Raw genomic sequence first — 18782 nt, 5'->3', positions numbered from 1 at the left:
GCTCCTTATGCCGCCGTGGTCTGTTTTTCATAAAGAAAATGCAGCACTTTCTGGCGCAGCTGGTGGTAGCGCGGCTCATCCGCCAGCGCGACCCGCGAGCGCGGACGCGGCAGATCAACAGTCAGGATTTCGCCGACCTGTGCTGCCGGGCCGTTAGTCATCATCAGTACCCGGTCGGAGAGCAGCACCGCTTCATCCACGTCATGGGTGATTAGCACGATAGTGGTATTCAGCTCCTGCTGGATACGCATCACGCTGTCCTGCAGGTGGGCGCGGGTTAACGCATCCAGCGCGCCAAACGGCTCATCCAGCAGCAGCACGCGCGGCTTCATCGCCAGGGCACGCGCAATGCCAACGCGCTGCTTCATGCCACCCGAGATTTCGCCAGGCCGCTTGTGCATGGCGTGGCTCATCTGTACCCGATTGAGGTTGTGTTCGATCCAGTCGCGCATCTCCGCTTTGTTGAAGCGCCCTTTAAACACCTGCTGCACCGCCAGTTCAACGTTCTGAAATGCCGTCAGCCACGGCAGCAGCGAATGGTTCTGAAACACCACCGCACGCTCCGGACCCGGTCCGGTGATTTCGCGGTTATCACACAGCAGTACGCCGCTGCTGGGACGGGTTAATCCGGCAATCAGGTTCAGCAGGGTCGATTTGCCGCAGCCCGAATGGCCAATAAGGCTCAGGGTTTCGCCTTCGCGGATATCAAAACTGACGTTGTCCAGGGCCAGGAACTCGCCGCTGGCGGTATTGAAACGCTGGCTCACCTGCTGAACGCGAATAATGTGTTGCTGCATGATGTTCTCCTTATTTTTCCCAGCTGAAACGACGCACCAGCAGCATCAGACCCTGCTCCAGCAGGAGCCCGACCACGCCGATAATCAGAATGGCGATCAGAATGTTTGCCACGTTGAGGTTGTTCCACTCGTTCCAGATCCAGAAACCGATGCCCAGACCACCGGTCAGCATTTCGGCGGCGACGATCACCAGCCATGCGATGCCGATAGAGAGACGTACGCCGGTGAGCACCGCAGGCAGCACGGCGGGCAGCAGAATCCGGCGCATCACCGTCCATTCAGAGAGCTGTAACACCCGCGCGACGTTGAGGTAATCCTGCGGAATGCGCTGCACCCCTTCGGCGGTGTTGATGATCATTGGCCAGATTGAACAGATGAAAATGGTCCAGCTGGCGGCTGGCTCGGCGCGCTGAAACAGCAGCAGTCCAATCGGCAGCCAGGCCAGCGGGCTGACCGGGCGCAGCAGAGCGATAATCGGATTGAACATCCGCGCCATAAAGGTAAAGCGTCCCAGCAGAAAACCGGCCGGAATGCCCACCAGCGCGGCCAGGCCGAAGCCGATGGCGACGCGCTGCAGCGAGGCCATTACATTCCAGCCGATGCCCTGATCGTTGGGGCCATTGCTGTAGAACGGGTCAGCGAACAGAACCTGTGCAGCCTGCCAGGTCGCGTAAGGCGAAGGAAACGAGGGTTCAAACAAGGCGGCGATCTGCCACACCAGCAACATCAGCAGCAGGCCGCCCGCAGCCGGAATGCAGCGCTGCAAAAACGGACGCAGACGTGCCGGACGAACGGCGGCTTTCGGGGTGACCTGTAACGGAATTACGGTGGCACTGTCGGGGGTTTGCTCCGGCTGAGCCAGCGCGCGCGCGTCAGTTCTCATAACAACCTCTCTTAACGTTTGATAGCGAAACTGGCGGCGTAGGCGGCAGGATTGCTGCCATCCCAGACTTTGCCGTCGATCAGGGTGCTGCTGCGCATCTCACTGGCGGGCAGTGCAATCTGCCCGACTGCGCTGGCCGCCTGTTTGTAGATGTCGATACGGTTGATCTGGCGGGCCACGGTAAGGTAGTCGGGATCGCTGGCGAGCAGGCCCCAGCGTTTCATCTGCGTCAGGAACCACATGCCGTCGGAGAGCCACGGAAAACTGACGTTGCCGTTGTCGAAGAAGCGCATCGGGTGCGCGTCCTGCCAGGACTGCCCCAACCCGTTCTGATACTGGCCGAGCATTCGCCCCTGTAGCGTCTCCACTTTGGTGTTGATCCAGGCCCGCCCGGCTAACACCTGCGCGGTTTCACGGCGGTTATCGTCTGAGGCATCAATCCAGCGCGCCGCCTCCAGCACCGCGGCGGTCAGCGCGCGGGCCGTATTAGGATTCTCTTTCACCCACTGCGCGCGGGTGCCGAGCACTTTTTCCGGATGCTCCGGCCAGATCTGCTGGCTGGTGGCGGCGGTGAAACCGATGTTGTCGCTGATGGCACGCTGGTTCCACGGCTCACCGACGCAGAAGCCGCTCATGTTGCCAATCTTCATGTTCATCACCATCTGCGGCGGCGGCACGACCACGGTGCGCACATCGTTAAACGGATGAATGCCGGCATTAGCCAGCCAGTAGTAGAGCCACATAGCGTGCGTGCTGGTGGGAAAGGTATGCGCGAAAGTCAGGCTGCCTTTGGGACTGCCATCCACGGCTTTTTTCAGGCTGACCGCATCGGTGACGCCACTGGCTTTCAGCTGGTTCGAGAGGGTGATCGCCTGGCCGTTGTGATTGAGCGTCATCAGGTTCGCCATGTCGTGCTGCGGTCCCGCCACACCCAGCTGCAGTGCGTAGATCATGCCGTAGAGCACATGCGCCGCATCCAGTTCACCGGAGGTCAGCTTGTCGCGCACCGCCGCCCAGCTCGCCTCTTTGCTGACCGCCAGCGTCAGGCCATACTTCTTGTCGAAGCCTTTGACCGACGCCATGACCACGGGCGCACAGTCGGTAAGCGGAATAAAGCCCACCCGCACCTGCGGCTTTTCTGGCGCATCGGAACCTGCCGCCCAGACTGCATTTCGTAATCCCGGAACGATCCAGGCCGCACCCAGTGCAGCACCGGAGATCAGCGCCTGACGTCGTGTCAGTGAAAAAGGCGTTTTGCTCATCATGTTGCCCCTGAACAGAAATAAAAAAAGGCGTCCTCCGACAAGCCGAAGCCTGCGGATGGACGCCTTTATCCAAAGCACTGACCCCACCGCCATTGGCGGGAGCAATGCGTACTCTCTGTAAGGTTAAAGCAAAGGGTGTGCCAGATCGCCGAAGCCGCGTGAATGCCGATCTGCGGGAAGAGGCTGGTGATAAATTAACCGTTTTTGCACGTTTCTGACGCAGATCACGCACAAACGCTGTGCAGCTACCTCATCCGGGTTAGGTGTTCAGAGTCTTCGCCACCGCCAGCACCGCCTGCGCGATCTCCAGTACCCGCTTATTCTGATTCATCGCACTTTTGCGCAGCGCCTGCCAGGCCGCCTCTTCGGTGAAACCCTGCTGCTGCATCAGCCAGTGCTTGGCCTGATCGATCACCCGACGTTCGTCGAGTGAGGCACGCATTGACGCCAGCTCATTCGTCTGCTGCTGCAAACGCTGCGACTGTTCTCCAATCAGCGACAGCACCGAGCGCCCGAGCTGCGGGGCAAGGCCGTCACTGTTGAGCGCAGCTGCACCATGCAGCCAGTCAGCGCCGGAGACATAAAGCGAAAAGTTGCTGTCGCCCTGTACCATCGTGAACATCGGCTGTTGGTGCGCCTGATCAATCGCTTCACGACAGCGCTGCATCAGCGTAGCTGTCAGGGCATCCTCAAGGGTTTTCATCTGATCGAGCCGCCTGGAGAGCAGAGAAAACCAGTGGAGTGCGCCGGTCTCATCACAGGGCCCTCCGGTACAGGCGATGCGCCGCAGACGTTCAATGTCCCGACTGGCCTGAGACAGCGGCTGCCAGCGTTCGCAGGTCGCGCTGTCAGCAAATTCCTGGAAAGTGGCAAAACTCTGCTCCTGGGCCGCAATCAGGGCCACCAGCTGGCTACGCTGATCGGGTGTGAAATGACGCGCCGCAAAGCCCGCAGCTCCGATTGCCCGTTCCTGCCCGGCCAGCTCTTTGCCCTGCATAAAACTGAACAGCGCGATAAGCGCACGGGAAATCGCGGGATAGCTTGCCGTGTCGGCGGCTTCAAAGACCAGATTAAGTAAGGTGCGAATAACCTGATTAAACGCGGACATCGCTGCAGCCTGATCATGCTCTCGCTGGCTGATCTGCTCACGCAGCGCGGGTAATCCGTCCAGCGCCTGCAGGGCCGAAGCAATCAGATTGCAAAAGCGGCTAAAGCCAGGCTGCGCAACGGCGGGCGGTAGCGCCCGGTAAAAATGCTGCAGGCTGGCACTGACCTCCTGCTGACGGGCGTGACGTTCGGCGCTGAAGAGCGCGCCATTTGAGCAGATCCAGAGGTTGTTTGCGCCACGTTCCCGCTGCAGTCGATGAACCAGTTCACTGATAGCGGTTATCAACTCACCTGTCTCAAGCAACCGTTGCAGACTGGCAATATCGCTATCACGCGATGCCTGCAGCCATGTCATGGCATTACCCATTGCTCACCTCTGTGCGGTTAAAAGCTTTGAGAAGCAAAAGGCGTGCCGCTTTCGGTAAAAACGCGGACCAGAACAGGGCGTAAATTCTGATTTTGATAATATTCTTAACGCAAATCGATAAAATTTTTCGACAACAAGTTATTAGTAAAACTTAATAGTTTCCAATCGGATTAATTGCATGTCAGAATGCGCGGCACTGTTCTCAGGCAGTTTGTTGCCGCGATAATTCAGTTAACTTTAACTATCATATCTGCTGGCGCTTTTCTGGCTTCAAAACCCGCACGTAAAGTGCCCACTATCACGCATCGGCAGTGGGTGCAATGGTTTGAATTCTCAAAAGTCTTAGGTAGACTAAAAGCGTTACTATCCCGATGTAAACTGACATTTTTTTGGAACACAGAATTTTGGCACGATGCGGCGCGACAAACAGCGCCTCATGACATCGGGTCCGGCAACATGCAATTACTTTGATGAGATCACGAGGAACATGGTGAAAAAGAGTCTTGCGTTAACACTGCTGGCGGTCCTTACCCTGGCAGGCTGTAAGGCCCCGCCGCCGCCCGTCACTGACGATACGCTGGTCACCAGCGAAATTAACGGCGTCAAACTGGTCCATCGACACGCTGTCGCGGCACCGACTGAATTTGAACCCGTTAACCAGACCTGGCGCGCGCTCTATGGTGCATCAGTGATGACCTCGCCTGACTACGGCGGCAAAGTCGTTCGTTATCTCGAAACGGGTAAACCCTTTGAAGTATTGGGTAATGTGGAACACAGCTGGCTGGCCATTGCCGACCAGGCTGACGGTCCACTGATCGGCTATGTGCCGCTAAAAGCAGGCGTCGCGAGCGATCGTTATGATGCGACCGTGCAGAGCGACCGTCCCCGTCCCCGCAAAACCAAGCAGGTCTGCGTAGCCGTTGGCGGTGACAGCAAAGCCTGTCGGACTAACGATACCGCGACCTGGATCTTAGACTGAATATGAAATCCGGCGCATATTGCCTGCAGCACCGTCCCGGGCTGTGGGTACAGGGATTAGCCATTGGCTGGAAGATCACTAATTAATGACTGTGGAATCCCCTGCGCGTGAGGCGCCCCCCTCAGGCAATGAGAATCTATTACTTCAGGCTGCGGCGCCACTACTGAACGCGGTAGTACAAATTCGTCAGGCAGCCACACATGACGACCCTGCGGGTCTGCGCCAGTCTCTGATCGATGAAATCCGCCAGTTTGAACAACGCTGTAAACAGGCAGGGCTGCCTTTTGAGATGATTATCGGCGCGCGTTACTGCATCTGCACTGCGCTGGATGAAGCCGCGGCGCAGACCCCATGGGGCACGCGCGGGGTCTGGTCTGGCAACGGCATGCTGGTCACCTTCCACAATGAAAGCTGGGGCGGTGAAAAATTCTTTCAGCTACTGTCACGCATTTCACAGAGCCCGCAGCAGCATCTCTGGCTGCTGGAAGTCGTGCAGTACTGCCTGCTACTGGGCTATGAGGGCCGCTATCGCGGCAGCGAAAATGGTCGCAACCAGTGCGACGGCATCCGTAATCGCCTGAAAAGCCTGATTGATGAAACGCGCGCTCAGCGCCAGACGCCGCAACCGCCACTGGTAGAAGTTCATCCGCTGGTGAGCACTCTTGCCCGTCCCATGGTACCGCTCTGGGCCTGTGCCATGCTGGTCGCGCTGATTGGCTGCCTGATCTACAGTGGACTAAACTGGCGGCTTGGCAATGCCGCCGAACCCCTGCTGCGCGCCATCTATCAGACCCCCCTGCCGCAAATTACCGCGGGCCGCCGACCCTCTTCGCCACAGGCATTGCTGGACCTCCGTCAGCGCCTGAATGATGTGATTGCGGCCGGACAGCTTGAAGTCAGTGACGGCGCCTTTGGCAGCAAAGTGATTATTCCGGCGGACAAACTGTTTGCTGAGCAAGGTACGGTGATCAATCCGGTGGGCCGGGCGCTGCTGGCGCGCGTCTCAAACGCGATGAAAGATGTCAAAGGGACCATCCTGGTCTCGGTGTTTACCGACGATCATCCGGTGGATAACAGCCGCTTTGCCTCCAGCTATGAGTTTTCCTTTGCCCGCGCCCGCACGATCACTCAGCTGTTACAGGTTCAGCTGAACGACGGTCATACCGTTCGCTCTGAAGGCCGTGGCGATAGCGATCCGCTGCTGCCTAATGACAGCAGCGAAAACCGGACCCGCAACCGTCGCGTTGAAATTACCCTGTTTGCCGCGCCTGAAACGCTCAGTAATCATCAAGGAGCACAATAATGCGCGCCTCACTTCGCCTGCTGTTAACACATCGCCTGCTGTGGAGTTTTATTGGCGTTACGGCGCTGAGCTGCCTGGTCTGGATGCTCGGCCCGTTCTGGTCATGGGGCCAGTCACGCCCCCTGGAACCGGTTCTGCCCCGCCAGCTCACCGTAGGTGCGCTCTATTTTCTCTGGATCCTGTTTCAACTCATTCCGTCGCTTTATCGTGCCTGGTTTAACAGTCGCTTACTGACCCAACTTCAGCTGTCGGATAACGACGATCCTGCCGAGCGCCAGATGACAGATGAGCGGCTCAACCAGCGCTTCAGCGAAGCCGCGTTGCAGCTGAAACGCACGCAGTTTGGACGCCGTCACAGCGGCAGTTTACTGTCTCGCTTTAACGCCAATTATCTCTACCAGCTCCCCTGGTATCTGGTGATGGGTGCGCCCGGTGCCGGTAAAACTACCGCGCTGTTTAATGCCGGTCTTGAGTTTCCGCTCACTGACACCCTGGGCCAGCAGGCGATTCGTGGCGTTGGCGGCACCCGCAACTGCGACTGGTGGTTTACTGACAGTGCAGTGCTGATCGATACCGCCGGACGGTATGCGTTGCAGGAAAGCCAGCGCGTGCGCGATGCTGCGGAGTGGCACAGCTTTATCAATCTGCTGAAACGCTATCGCACTCGTCAGCCGATCAACGGTGTCATCATGACCATTAGCGTTGCCGATCTGCTGAGTGATTCCGCCGAGGCGCGTTTCGCCCAGGCCAGCGCGCTGCGCGAGCGGATGGCGGAACTGCATCAGCAGACCGGCATTCACTTCCCGGTCTATGTGATGGTCACTAAAACCGACCTGCTGAAAGGTTTTATGAGCTACTTTGGCTCTATGGATAAAGCGCGGCGTGACGCTATCTGGGGCTTCACCTTTAACTGGGATTCGGGTAAGCCGCACAAAGATGACTGGCACCGCAATTTTGGCGAGCAGTTCCAGCGGCTGGAAGAGAATCTCCAGCAGCATCTGTCAGGACAGATGACCCAGGAGCGCGATCTGAACGCGCGTGCAGAGTGCTTCCTCTTCCCGCAGGAGTTTGCCTCACTGCGTCCACTCCTGAACGAATATCTGGATATCGTTTTTTCTGAGCATCAGGATGCGGTCGCCTGGAGCCCGCGTGGCCTGTTTTTCACCAGTGGCACGCAGGAAGGCCTGCCGTTTGACCGGGTGATGGGAGAACTGAGCCGCAAACTGCAGTTACGTCAGGCGGGCGATCACTCCATTGCGGCCTGGGACAGTGTTAACCGCAACAGTCCGATTCCCGGCAACAAAGGCCAGAGCTTCTTTATTCGTGACCTGCTCAGCGATCTGATTTTCAAAGAAAGCGGTCTGGCGGGCAGTAATCGTCGCTGGGAGTACCGTAATCAGCTGTTCCACTGGATTGGCTATGGCGTACTGGCCGGCGCACTTCTGATCGCCTCCAGCCTTTGGGGCTTCAGCTACTATCAGAATCAACATTATCTGCAACAGGTTGCCGCGCGGGTACCGGCGATACGCGAGCAGAGTCAGCAGGTGATTCATCAGCCTGCTGATAATATTTTTGATCTGCTACCCTTTCTGAACAACCTGGTAAAGCTACCGCTCTCAGAACGTTTTTCTCTCGATAATCCACCGCTTACCATGCGGGCGGGTTTATATCGCGGTAGCCAGGTCAGCGATGCCGCCTGGGTGCTTTATCAAAATGCGCTTAAGTCTTTATTGCTGCCGCGGGTAGCACAGCAGATCACTAACATTCTGCGTAACGATCCCGGTGATGATAACGCTTACAGCCGCAATGCGCTGCGCGCCTATCAGATGCTTTATCAGCCGCGAAACTACGATGGCGAATTTTTGCGGGCCTGGCTGCTGCAAAATTTACAGCGTTCACTGCCCGACACAGTAAGCGCCCGCGATCTGCAGCAACTCGACTGGCACCTGAGCCAGTTGCTGGACCAACAGATTCAGTCATCGCCTTATGCACGGGATAATGCATTAATGATGCGTAAGCTGGCGGAGAATCTGAACATTGCGGGCCAGAAAGGTGACATGCTGGCGGTTACGCCGCTGCACCAGGCCCCGCCATCACACTCGCAAAGCGAGTAACGGTGAGGTGAATATGGCTGCTTACATCGCCCCCGGCTGGTATGGCAAACTGCCATCGACCGGTGACTTTTTGCACCGTCGGCTGAGCGAGCAACAGATTAGCCCCTGGAATCACTGGTTCCAGCAGGGATTGATGCACTGGCATCAGCAGGCGTGGTCCAGTAGCGCGAACTTCCTTCACGCGCCAGTGTGGAATTTTGTCCTGCCGGTGACCGCGACCCGACCCCAGATACAGATGGGCTGTTTACTGCCCTCCTGTGACCGTGTTGGACGCGCCTGGCCGCTTCTGGCACTGCACAGCTTTCCACTGGCGCAGTGGCATCCGGCCCAACTGACCATCTCTGGTGACTGGTTTCAGGATCTGGGCGCGACGCTGCTACAGGCTGTTCAGACCCCGCTGGATGGTGAGCAGTTAGAGCAGCAGATTCAGGCATTGCCGCCGCTGCTGGTTCCCGCCAGAAAGCCTTCTGAAATTATGGATGTGCTCGGCTTTCAGGATCTGCCCTGCACGCTGAGCTGGCGTGAAGTGGCTGAACGCTTTGACCCTCAGCAGCACATGAGCTACTGGTGGAGTAATCGTAGTGATGGGTTTGTCCATGCGACCCACAAGCACAGCGGCAATCTCACTGCGCAACTGTTTTCGTTACTGTTCAACCCGGCGGCAGGTTCACTGCCGGGACGTAATGGCCTCTATCCTCCGATGTTCGAGTGAGGCCGGATGCGTTTGCTGTTTAATCTGGGATAACTCATGCAATTTACCATTGTGCAAAGCACCGCGGATTTCCCGGTCAAAAGCGTTGCGTTTCAACCGCCTGGGGGCACCATTGGCCGCAGTCAGGACAACGATCTGGTGCTGCCTGATGAGACGCGGGCTATTTCGCGTCTGCAGGCACTGGTTCACCTGTCACATGACGGAGAGTGTCGCCTGACCAATCAGGGCAGCGTGACGCCGGTAGAACATAACGGCATCGCCCTGGGGCGCGGCATGCAGGTGCTTCTGAAGCATGGCGATGCGTTGCGCATCGGTGACTATGCCCTGGAAGTGCGTGATCCCGCCTGCAATGACGCGCGAAACGATCCCCTGGCGCTGTTTGCTGGCGACGGCGCCGAGCCTGCAAACCCGCTGGGCATTCACGAACATCATGAAGTTGAGGATCGGCTGCTGGTCAACGATTCTCCTCCTTTACGCCACGAGCGCCACAACGATGCGCGTCTGGCCATCGATCCGCAGGCCAGTGAGCCGCAGAAAGCGTTCATGACACAGCCGGTGGATCAGGATCGGCTCATCGCCGCCCTGCTGGACGGCATGGGGCTCAGCAATGTGCATGCCACACCGATTGACGAAGAGCAGATGCGGATTACTGGCCGGATGCTGAGCCTGTTTTCTCAGGGCACCGTGGCACTGCTCTCGTCGCGATCCATTCTCAAGCGTGGCGTAAAAGCAGACATGACGATGATCCTGAACGAAGCCAATAATCCGTTCAAGATCCTGCCCTCCGGTAAAACTGTATTGATGCAGATGTACCAGAGCCAGATGCCCGGTTTTATGCCGCCGGAACAGGCAGTACGTGATGCACTGGTCGATTTGCAGGCCCACCAGTTGGGCATGATTGCCGGTATCCGCGCCATTATTGCGGCAATGCTGCAATCCTTTAATCCACAGCGTCTGGAAGAGCAGGCGCGTGCCGATGGCGTGGTATCAAAGCTGCCATTTTCCACCGTCAAAAAGGCGGCGCTGTGGGACTACTTCATGCGTAATTACCAGCGAACTGCCGGGGAGATTGAAGATGATTTCCACACGCTGTTTGGCGAGGCCTTTCTTCATGCCTATGACATGGAGGTGAATCAGTACAAGGACTCGCAGACGCGGGTAGATGAAACATGAAAATTGTTTTTGCCAGCCGCTGCCAGCAGGGCTTACGCGATGAAAATCAGGATCGCACCGGCACGGCGCTGGATGAGCATAAAGCCTGTTTTGTGGTCTGCGATGGCGTAGCCGGTTTGCCTGGCGGGGAGATCGCGGCGCAGCTGGTGCGCGACACCCTGCTCAGCCAGATAGAGGCGCATGACGGTTTTACGCCGGAAATGACCCGTCAGGCGATTGAGCAGTGCCGCCTGGCGCTGAACGAGGCACAGGGTAAAAATCCGAAATATTCACGCATGAGTACGACGCTAGCGGCCCTGTTTATTGACCGCCATAAACAACGTGCATGGTGGGCGCATGCGGGTGACAGCCGGGTTTACCACTTCCGCCGCGGCGCGCTTCATGAGGTCACCCGCGATCACAGTCTGGCCCAGCAACTGAAAGATGCAGGCTATGAAAATACCGGCATTAACAGTAATTTACTCTATAATGCGCTCGGCGCTGAACCGTCTCGCTTAGTGAGCTTTTCAGAAGAGATTGCGCTGGAAGATGGCGATGCTTTTCTGGTCTGTACCGACGGCTTCTGGCTGAATCTGACCAGTGATGAAATGGAACAGGCGCTGCGCATGGTGAATGCGTGTGAAGAGTGGCTGGCTTTGATGGAACAGGCGGTGAGCCGCAACGTGAAGAAAGATAATCTCAGCGCACTGGCGGTCTGGATTGGTGAGCCGGAAGAAGCAACATTGCTTTATTCACTGGCTGATTCGGCGCGCTTTCTGCCGCCTCGTTTTTGATTCCAAGGATCCTTATGAAACTGTGGTTGCCCGGCATCATCACCCTGCTGATTGCCTTTAATGCCCAGGCTGAAAATTATCGGGTGGTCTACTCCCCCAGCCTGGCGCTGGAGGTCTACATCGATAATGTGGTGAGCAAAGCGCCCGACGACTGGTGTAAAGAGACGCTGCCGCTGCGCATCGTCTCCGGTAAAAGTAAGGATTCCGCCGTGCTGACCACCTTTTTACCGCGCGTCGGCACCCTGCTCGCCAATCAGTGCGGATTACTGGATGAACTGCCCTGGCAGATGACCAACAAAGAAGGTGGCGTCATGGCCAGCGGCAGCGCAAGCAAGTTGCAGAACTGGCGCCCTATTGTGATGGCGGATGCCACCGTTAGCGCCAGTGACAGCAACGCCGCACCACTTGACCTGTCACGGCCTGCCAATAGCACGCCGCTGCAACATTTTGATCTCCCCAGCGGCTGTCACTTCCGCACCGCCTGGAATGAAAATGCTCAGACGCTGTTTATACCGGACGTCAGCAAGCAGCACTGCTCGCCGGATGGCTGGGCTGAGGGCAAGAGTGAGCTGACGCTGGTGACCCCGGAACATCCCACGCCGGTCGCTGTCACCTTCTATCAGGGCTATCCCATCGCCAACCTGGCGATTCCGGACAGCAAGCTTGAGGTCATCGCCGCTAATAATCAGCGCATGATTGTGACCCGCCCGGACGCCTCAGATAGCTGGCTGGTCCTGCCCTTTGATGCACGACAACATGTCTGGCGCTTCAATGGCGCACTGTTGATTAAAATGGATAAGAATGCTGCGCAGCAGAATGCTGACGCGGTGAAATCGCGAGTCGATACCTTGCGCAGCCAGTGGGCGCCCTATTTCATGCCACAGCAAAAAGTGAATGTGTTACTTATCGACACCCTGCACGCGGATCTGGTTGATCCTGCCATTGGTGCCTGGCGTAACATCAATTAATTACCGCGCAGCCTGGCAATCAGGCCGTGTACAGAGAGTTCACTATGTCGGCAAATGATAATACGAAAACTGTTCCGAATGCCCTGCCTGACGGCTACCGTTTTAATGAGTTTGAGATCAAGGAAGTCATCGGAGGCGGTGGCTTCGGCATTGTCTATCGCGCCTGGGATCACCAGCTCGAACGCACAATTGCTATAAAAGAGTATATGCCGGTGTCGCTGGCGGTTCGTGCCGCCGATTTGTCACTGGAACTGCGCGGAGAGCGTTTTCAGAAACTGTTTAATGCCGGACTGAACAGCTTTATTCAGGAGGCGCGTCTGCTGGCCCGATTTAATCATCCGGGACTGCTGCACGTGCTGCGCTTCTGGGAGCAGAACGGCACGGCCTATATGGGCACGCTCTACTACAGTGGCATGACGCTCAAAGAGTGGCAGGTTACCAGCCCGGCGTCGATTTCTGAAGCCTGGATCCGCCGTCTGCTGCCGCCGCTGCTGGGTGCTATCAGCACGATTCATCAGGCTGGCTATCTGCATCGCGATATCTCCCTCGACAACATTCAGCTTCAGGAGAATCAGCTGCCCGTACTGCTGGACTTCGGCTCGGCGCGTAAGGAGATCGGCAACCTCTCTGACGAAACGGAGATCATGCTTAAGCCTGGCTTTGCACCCATCGAACAGTACAGCGAAGAGGGTGAAGTTGAACAGGGACCCTGGACGGATATCTACGCCCTGGGCGCGGTGCTGCATAGCCTGATTACCGGTAATCCCCCGCCGGTGAGCGTGGTGCGCTGCATTGAAGATAATTATCAGCCGCTGGTGGAACGCCAGCCGGAAGGCTACTCGCTGCCGCTGCTGCACGCCATTGACTGCGCGCTGGCAATGAAACCTGGCGATCGCCCGCAAACCATCGACGCCTTTGCCGCACTGATCGATCTGCCGGTCAGTGATGTTGAGGCCGTGGTCAACAGTTTCCCGGTGCCGGGCGAGCCGCCGGTTATGCCGATCGAAGAGGTCGTTGAGGCGACTCCGCCGGTTGTGATGGCGATGAATCATGCTGCAGCCGCAGCGGAGCCTGTTACCCCGCGTGCGGTGCGCAAATTGTCACCTGTCTTGCTGAGTCTGGCGGCCGTGGCTATCCTGGCAGTGGTCGTCGCCATCTGGCTGGCTAATCGCCACACGGCAATGCCAGATGTGGTCAGCAACAGCTCAGCCGTGACGCACCCGGCACCTGCATCGACGCCGCCAGCCGCAGCCGTTCCTGCCGCGCTGGCGACGGTCTATCTGAAGCTGGAAAGCGGTGAAAGCGTAGTGCTCAACGGACAGCAGGTCGAGGTGAAGCCTGGCAGCAGCGGATTTGCCGCGCTGAATCTGGCGGCCGGGCAGTACAAAATAGACGTTCAAAATGGCAGTGAGACGCATACCCAATCCCTGACCATTGATAAGCCTGGAACCTGGCTTATCAATCCGGGCAAGTAATCCCCGGATCGATCGTAAAAGGGCGCGACAGTGTCGCGCCCTTTTCTATGCGGCTTCTGCGCTGCTGATTCGCCTGTGGCCTGATTCAGGCCTGTTTGAGACAGGATTGCTGCAGCGTCCGCACCTGATGCGCCAGCCGGCTCAGGCTCTCTTCCTCCATGCCACGACGGGTGAGTTCCTCTTCCAGTGCAAACAGATACTGCGCATTCGAACCCAGCGGGCCGCTGGCCGCAGCAATGAGCGGCGCAATCGCCTCCGGGCAGGAGTCCGATTCATAAAGCGGATGACGTGGATCCATAATAAAGGTCAGCGCAGTCACGCTGCGGCCATCCTCCAGCTGTAATTCGCACCAGGTCGGTAAATAGCAGCCGGTGATCATCTCACGCTTCCACAGCAGCGCCAGCTCTTCATGTAAGCGCGCTTCCGGCAGACGAAATGCCAGTCCGGTTGTGCGGCCACCCTGTTTCAGCGCCAGCATGCGCCCCGGATGCGTGGCAGTGCCACGTCCCGCGATCAGCCGCAGGCAGAAAGCACGATGCCAGCCCTCCAGCGAACCGGATGCAACTTCATCCGCCTCAAAAATCGGGTTCCACATCAGTGAGCCGTAACCAAAGATCCAGACAGGGCTGTGATCGGGACGGCAGGCCAGCGTGGCGGCCAGCGAGGCGGCGCGCTGCTCGCAACTCCAGAGTAGCGTCTCATCGATATCCCCGAATGATGTTTTACAATCCGCTTTTAATAGAAATTCCCGGGTAAGCAATGCGACCTCCTCAACGTCATCGGCGTCCTGCGAAAGTGCTCCTGTAACATGATCTCCAAAACGGCGCTGCGTTTCGTTCATTAAATTGACATTAATCTATTTACGCGCGGGGTTTCAAGCGTGATTCCGGTCGCAGGTTAAAAAAAACCAGATAAACCTGATAGCGAAGTCGAAAAAAAGGGCTGGATAATCCTGGCCCTTTGACGTGAACAGACTAGCAAGGCGATTACGCTTTAGGATGCCACTTATCGTCATTCCCTTTTTCATACTCTTTTTTCACGGCTGACCAGGCGACCTTATGCGCCACTTCTTCCCGCGAATCATCGCCGCGTCGATCTTCCGCCTCTTTATATTGATCCCACGCACTGTTAAATGCCTGCTGATAGATATCCTGCGCATGCGCAGGAAGCACGTGCTTAACGTTGTCGGGTAAGTCGGTTCGTTTATCGTAAGGCATAACTTTTCCTCTGTTTATCGTCGCGGTTTAGTGTTTCTGGTTAAGCCTGGCGCAACAGTAAAAAAACGCAAACCTGTACTTATCGTCACTTCAGTTTAAAAATATGAGTCCATCCCTGAAATTTAGATTAAAATGCTATTTTTGTGACATATATCGTCAGGATAGGTGCATAGGTCAAACTTGTTGTATCCTGATTAATATTGCAATATTCCAGATAACATCAGGTTAATATCATTTCAAAAGGTTATTGCACTTAAGTAAAAACCAGTAAATTTCTCCTGTCAGGGCCGGTGAAAAGATAAACTGCGCACTGCCCTAAAACTGATTATATTTCTAACAGCAGCCCCCGCTGTGTCCGGATAATTATTAACCAGAGAGGATGGTGAATGCCTTCACATGAAAAAACTCGTCACAAGGAATTCTCGCTGATATTTCCCCTTATCACGCTGGGTATACTCTATTTTTTTGGTGCTAACACCGCATTTCCCGTTGTCGTCGGTATCAACTTAGTGGCATTGATTGCCATTCTGAGCAGCGCGTTTAGCGTGGTGAGACATGCAGATGTGCTGGCCCACCGGCTGGGCGAACCCTATGGCTCACTGATTCTGAGCCTCTCTGTCGTCATTCTGGAAGTGAGTCTGATCTCGGCGCTGATGGCGACAGGCGATGCCGCACCCGGCCTGATGCGCGATACGCTTTATTCGATTGTGATGATTGTGACCGGCGGGCTGGTCGGCTTTGCGCTGCTGCTGGGCGGTAATAAGTTTGCGACGCAGTACGTCAATCTGGCGGGCGTGAAACAATATCTGATCGCTATCTTTCCCCTCGCGATTCTGGTGCTGGTATTTCCTAACGCGCTGCCGGGCGGTAATTTCTCCGTCACCCAGGCCCTGCTCATCGCGGCGATCTCAGCCGCAATGTATGGCGTTTTCCTGCTGATTCAGACCAAAACCCACCAGAGCCTGTTTGTTTATGAGCATGAAGATGAGAGTGATGATGGGGATCCGCATCATGGCAAACCTTCGGCGCACAGCAGCGTCTGGCACACTATCTGGCTGATCGTGCATTTGATTGCGGTCATTGCCGTGACCAAGATGAACGCCAATACGCTGGAAAGCCTGCTGACAGACCTGAATGCACCGGCACAGTTTACCGGCTTCCTGGTGGCGTTGCTTATCCTCTCGCCGGAAGGGCTCGGCGCAATTAAGGCTGTGCTGATGAATCAGGTACAGCGCGCCATGAACCTGTTCTTTGGTTCGGTGCTGGCGACTATCTCCCTGACGGTACCGGCAGTAACCATTATCGCCACCCTGACCGGACAGGAGCTGATATTCGGTCTGGAGCCGCCACAGATGGTGATTATGATGGCGTCGCTGATTCTCTGTCAGCTCTCCTTCTCGACCGGACGCACCAATGTATTGAATGGTGCCGCCCATCTGGCGTTGTTTATCGGATATCTGATGACCATCATGCTGTAACGGCAGCGGGCTTCAGACGAAAAAAAAGAGCGAGTAATCGCTCTTTTTTTTTTCAGCAAACTTATTTGCTGGTATCGAGTTCCGGGAAGCTTTTCACCAGATCGTCAATCGCTTTCATCTGCACCAGGAATGGCTCCAGCTTATCCAGCGGCAACGCGGATGGGCCATCACACAGGGCATGTTCCGGATCCGGATGCGCTTCGATAAACAGACCGGCAATGCCGACCGCCATGCCGGCACGCGCCAGCTCAGCCACCTGAGCACGACGACCGCCTGATGCTGCACCGAACGGATCGCGCGTCTGCAGCGCATGGGTCACATCGAAAATCACCGGGCTGTTTTTGGTGACTTTCTTCATCACGTTAAAGCCGAGCATATCGACAACCAGATTGTCATAGCCAAAGTTGCTGCCGCGATCGCACAGGATAACCTGCTCGTTGCCACCTTCAGCGAACTTATCAACGATGTTGCCCATCTGACCCGGGCTGACAAACTGCGGCTTCTTAACGTTGATAACTGCGCCGGTTTTTGCCATCGCTTCTACCAGATCAGTCTGACGCGCCAGGAAAGCTGGCAACTGAATCACATCCACCACTTCTGACACGGGCTGCGCCTGTGACGCTTCATGAACATCGGTGATGATCTTCACGCCAAAAGTCTGCTTCAGCTCCTGGAAAATCTTCATCCCTTCTTCCAGGCCCGGGCCACGATAAGAGTGAATTGAGGAGCGGTTCGCTTTATCAAACGACGCCTTAAAGACGTAAGGGATACCGAGTTTCGTGGTCACGTTGACGTAGTGTTCGCAGATGCGCATCGCCAGGTCGCGTGACTCCAGCACGTTCATCCCGCCAAACAGTACAAATGGCAGATCGTTTGCGACGTTGATATCGCCAATACTCACGACTTTCTGTGTCATGCCCTTTCCTTTTCAGTGGGTCCGCTTAGTGCAGCGTGACCTGTTTTTGTTCGATTGCGTGAATCTGAACTTTGATCATTTCGCTGACCGGGTCTTCAGGACACTGCTCAACGAAGTAAGTTAAATCATTCAGCGCGATATGTTCGCACTCCAGCTGCGCGTAGATCAAACCGCGGTCGCGAATTTCATAGGGATCATCCGGATCAATACGCAACAGCACCTGACTGACGTTCAGTGCCAGTTCCATCTTCTGCTCTTCCATCAATGCCGCTTTAAGCGTGTCGAGCATTTTGCGCATCACGGTGACGGTCTTCGCTTCGTCGAGGTCATCATCATACAGACGCGCGGTCGGGCTGATGTTGCCTTTGAGCCACACTTCCAGCGTGTGCCGGTCAAGGGTTTCTCCATTGAACGGATTGATCATCCACTTGTCGCCATCAATCCAGTCCGCACGCAGAATCAACTGCGTCGGGAAAATCACCGGCATCAGCGGCAGTTCCAGCTCGGCGGCAATATGTAGCAGGATAACGCCCAGTGACACTGCCGTGCCCTGACGCGTCTTCAGCACATTGTCGATCCAGAGCGCATCAGAAAGCTTGTAGACACCGCTGGCGCCGCGAAATCCCCACTGGCGATAAAACAGCTCAAGCAGCTTTTCCAGCTGCATATCCGCATCTTCAGCGTGGCTGACATAGTCACGCGCTTCGGCGACTAACGCCGCAAGCTGCGCTTCCACCGACAACGCCGGAAAATCGGCGCGGATGGCAAGCGTAGCGCCAATCACCGCTTCACACAGCGGTGTCTGGCTGAAATCTAATTGTTCGGTCGAGGTCATACTATCCCCATAACGGCATTTTAGTCAGCGCCAGCGTAATGATGGTCACCAGGGCGAGTAACGCCACCAGAAAAGCGATCCAGCGGGTGCGATCAGTGCGTGGACGGCGACTCAATGCCACAAATCCTAAGGCGATGTAGATGATAACCGCTAAAAGCTTCTCCGTCAGCCAGCTTCCTTGCGGCGTGAAGGGATAGAAGTGAGTAATCATCACCAGCGAGACGCCGGTCACCAGTAACAGCGTGTCATTAATGTGCGGCAGAATGCGGACCCAGCGTTTCGTCATCATTGCCGAACCACAGCGCAGCCAGTAAAACCGCAGCAGGAACAGCGTCACGGTCAGCACGACGGTTAAGATGTGCAGATTTTTAATCAGAGGATAAAAGGCGACCATTATAAATCCTTTTTAAAGCGCTTTTA

At 56.3% G+C, this 18782-nt stretch carries 18 protein-coding genes; 9 read left to right on the top strand and 9 right to left on the bottom strand.

Going from position 1 to position 18782, the window contains the following annotated elements; translation table 11 throughout:
- Positions 1–5: 5 nt before the first annotated feature.
- From Q7C21_RS17285 to Q7C21_RS17270, 4 genes are all read right to left on the bottom strand, one after another.
- On the bottom strand, positions 6–797 hold the full coding sequence (locus Q7C21_RS17285) for an ABC transporter ATP-binding protein (RefSeq protein ID WP_105099246.1): 792 nt from the start codon (positions 795–797) through the stop codon (positions 6–8).
- 10 nt (positions 798–807) lie between these two features.
- Positions 808–1680 carry a nitrate ABC transporter permease gene (ntrB, locus tag Q7C21_RS17280; protein ID WP_003853116.1) on the bottom strand — a complete coding sequence of 291 codons (873 nt, stop codon included), beginning with the start codon at positions 1678–1680 and terminating at the stop codon, positions 808–810.
- Positions 1681–1691: 11 nt separating this feature from the next.
- Complete coding sequence (locus tag Q7C21_RS17275; protein ID WP_033743252.1) at positions 1692–2942, bottom strand: CmpA/NrtA family ABC transporter substrate-binding protein; 1251 nt, start codon at positions 2940–2942, stop codon at positions 1692–1694.
- 262 nt (positions 2943–3204) lie between these two features.
- Entirely contained in the window at positions 3205–4419 is a 1215-nt protein-coding gene (locus Q7C21_RS17270; protein ID WP_375150965.1) for a nitrate- and nitrite sensing domain-containing protein, read from the bottom strand.
- Between the two features lie 487 nt (positions 4420–4906).
- On the opposite strand from Q7C21_RS17270, the gene Q7C21_RS17265 reads away from it, so the two are divergent.
- The 8 genes from Q7C21_RS17265 (at position 4907) to Q7C21_RS17230 (ending at position 13916) form a co-directional block, all read left to right on the top strand.
- Complete coding sequence (locus tag Q7C21_RS17265; RefSeq protein WP_181162208.1) at positions 4907–5398, top strand: SH3 domain-containing protein; 492 nt, start codon at positions 4907–4909, stop codon at positions 5396–5398.
- Between the two features lie 85 nt (positions 5399–5483).
- On the top strand, positions 5484–6701 hold the full coding sequence (gene icmH / locus Q7C21_RS17260; protein ID WP_003853120.1) for a type IVB secretion system protein IcmH/DotU: 1218 nt from the start codon (positions 5484–5486) through the stop codon (positions 6699–6701).
- Entirely contained in the window at positions 6701–8815 is a 2115-nt protein-coding gene (gene tssM / locus Q7C21_RS17255) for a type VI secretion system membrane subunit TssM (RefSeq protein WP_039660396.1), read from the top strand. The genes icmH and tssM overlap by 1 nt, the downstream gene beginning before the upstream one ends.
- 13 nt (positions 8816–8828) lie before the next feature.
- Positions 8829–9527: a type VI secretion system-associated protein TagF gene (gene tagF / locus Q7C21_RS17250; RefSeq protein ID WP_078804338.1), complete on the top strand. Its 699-nt coding sequence runs from the start codon at positions 8829–8831 to the stop codon at positions 9525–9527.
- A 36-nt stretch (positions 9528–9563) separates the two neighbouring features.
- Entirely contained in the window at positions 9564–10700 is a 1137-nt protein-coding gene (gene tagH, locus Q7C21_RS17245; protein ID WP_375150964.1) for a type VI secretion system-associated FHA domain protein TagH, read from the top strand.
- The gene (locus tag Q7C21_RS17240) at positions 10697–11473 is read left to right on the top strand and encodes a PP2C family serine/threonine-protein phosphatase (protein WP_154926174.1); all 777 of its coding nucleotides are present in this window, start codon (positions 10697–10699) and stop codon (positions 11471–11473) included. The genes tagH and Q7C21_RS17240 overlap by 4 nt, the downstream gene beginning before the upstream one ends.
- Before the next feature lie 14 nt (positions 11474–11487).
- Positions 11488–12441 (top strand): hypothetical protein, encoded by a 954-nt coding sequence (locus Q7C21_RS17235; RefSeq protein WP_003853126.1) that lies wholly within the window; start codon positions 11488–11490, stop codon positions 12439–12441.
- A gap of 44 nt (positions 12442–12485) precedes the next feature.
- Positions 12486–13916, top strand: a complete 1431-nt coding sequence (locus Q7C21_RS17230) for a serine/threonine-protein kinase (protein ID WP_008926159.1) — start codon at positions 12486–12488, stop codon at positions 13914–13916.
- A gap of 85 nt (positions 13917–14001) precedes the next feature.
- Here the strand turns inward: Q7C21_RS17230 and Q7C21_RS17225 are convergent, their stop codons facing one another.
- Both Q7C21_RS17225 and chaB read right to left on the bottom strand, forming a co-directional pair.
- Entirely contained in the window at positions 14002–14676 is a 675-nt protein-coding gene (locus Q7C21_RS17225) for a gamma-glutamylcyclotransferase (RefSeq protein WP_003850848.1), read from the bottom strand.
- A gap of 226 nt (positions 14677–14902) precedes the next feature.
- Positions 14903–15133, bottom strand: a complete 231-nt coding sequence (chaB, locus tag Q7C21_RS17220) for a putative cation transport regulator ChaB (protein WP_003850845.1) — start codon at positions 15131–15133, stop codon at positions 14903–14905.
- A 386-nt stretch (positions 15134–15519) separates the two neighbouring features.
- Here chaB and chaA point away from each other — a divergent pair, with 386 nt between their 5' ends.
- Positions 15520–16611, top strand: a complete 1092-nt coding sequence (gene chaA / locus Q7C21_RS17215) for a sodium-potassium/proton antiporter ChaA (RefSeq protein WP_003850842.1) — start codon at positions 15520–15522, stop codon at positions 16609–16611.
- A 61-nt stretch (positions 16612–16672) separates the two neighbouring features.
- Here chaA and kdsA read toward each other — a convergent pair whose 3' ends face one another.
- Genes kdsA through Q7C21_RS17200 form a run of 3 tightly spaced genes read right to left on the bottom strand, consistent with a single transcriptional unit; the run spans position 16673 to position 18756 of the window.
- Positions 16673–17527, bottom strand: a complete 855-nt coding sequence (gene kdsA, locus Q7C21_RS17210; protein WP_003850840.1) for a 3-deoxy-8-phosphooctulonate synthase — start codon at positions 17525–17527, stop codon at positions 16673–16675.
- A 25-nt stretch (positions 17528–17552) separates the two neighbouring features.
- A complete protein-coding gene (sirB1, locus tag Q7C21_RS17205; protein WP_003850839.1) occupies positions 17553–18362 on the bottom strand; it encodes an invasion regulator SirB1 in 810 nt (269 codons plus the stop codon).
- 1 nt (position 18363) lies between these two features.
- Positions 18364–18756 carry a SirB2 family protein gene (locus tag Q7C21_RS17200; RefSeq protein WP_003850837.1) on the bottom strand — a complete coding sequence of 131 codons (393 nt, stop codon included), beginning with the start codon at positions 18754–18756 and terminating at the stop codon, positions 18364–18366.
- Between the last annotated feature and the right edge of the window lie 26 nt (positions 18757–18782).

It is taken from the genome of Pantoea sp. ANP04 (assembly GCF_041982285.1).
GTDB classification, from domain to species: domain Bacteria; phylum Pseudomonadota; class Gammaproteobacteria; order Enterobacterales; family Enterobacteriaceae; genus Pantoea; species Pantoea eucalypti.
Note: the sequence above shows the minus strand (reverse complement) of the source record. Positions and strands in the feature narration are given on the sequence as shown.

Coding starts and splice junctions, on each gene's coding strand:
- Q7C21_RS17200 (WP_003850837.1), bottom strand. CDS start 18,756: ATGGTCGCCTTTTATCCTCTGATTAAAAATCTGCACATCTTAACCGTC.
- Q7C21_RS17265 (WP_181162208.1), top strand. CDS start 4,907: ATGGTGAAAAAGAGTCTTGCGTTAACACTGCTGGCGGTCCTTACCCTG.
- Q7C21_RS17285 (WP_105099246.1), bottom strand. CDS start 797: ATGCAGCAACACATTATTCGCGTTCAGCAGGTGAGCCAGCGTTTCAAT.
- ntrB (WP_003853116.1), bottom strand. CDS start 1,680: ATGAGAACTGACGCGCGCGCGCTGGCTCAGCCGGAGCAAACCCCCGAC.
- Q7C21_RS17230 (WP_008926159.1), top strand. CDS start 12,486: ATGTCGGCAAATGATAATACGAAAACTGTTCCGAATGCCCTGCCTGAC.
- tagF (WP_078804338.1), top strand. CDS start 8,829: ATGGCTGCTTACATCGCCCCCGGCTGGTATGGCAAACTGCCATCGACC.
- Q7C21_RS17275 (WP_033743252.1), bottom strand. CDS start 2,942: ATGAGCAAAACGCCTTTTTCACTGACACGACGTCAGGCGCTGATCTCC.
- chaB (WP_003850845.1), bottom strand. CDS start 15,133: ATGCCTTACGATAAACGAACCGACTTACCCGACAACGTTAAGCACGTG.
- kdsA (WP_003850840.1), bottom strand. CDS start 17,527: ATGACACAGAAAGTCGTGAGTATTGGCGATATCAACGTCGCAAACGAT.
- Q7C21_RS17235 (WP_003853126.1), top strand. CDS start 11,488: ATGAAACTGTGGTTGCCCGGCATCATCACCCTGCTGATTGCCTTTAAT.
- tagH (WP_375150964.1), top strand. CDS start 9,564: ATGCAATTTACCATTGTGCAAAGCACCGCGGATTTCCCGGTCAAAAGC.
- Q7C21_RS17240 (WP_154926174.1), top strand. CDS start 10,697: ATGAAAATTGTTTTTGCCAGCCGCTGCCAGCAGGGCTTACGCGATGAA.
- tssM (WP_039660396.1), top strand. CDS start 6,701: ATGCGCGCCTCACTTCGCCTGCTGTTAACACATCGCCTGCTGTGGAGT.
- sirB1 (WP_003850839.1), bottom strand. CDS start 18,362: ATGACCTCGACCGAACAATTAGATTTCAGCCAGACACCGCTGTGTGAA.
- Q7C21_RS17270 (WP_375150965.1), bottom strand. CDS start 4,419: ATGGGTAATGCCATGACATGGCTGCAGGCATCGCGTGATAGCGATATT.
- icmH (WP_003853120.1), top strand. CDS start 5,484: ATGACTGTGGAATCCCCTGCGCGTGAGGCGCCCCCCTCAGGCAATGAG.
- chaA (WP_003850842.1), top strand. CDS start 15,520: ATGCCTTCACATGAAAAAACTCGTCACAAGGAATTCTCGCTGATATTT.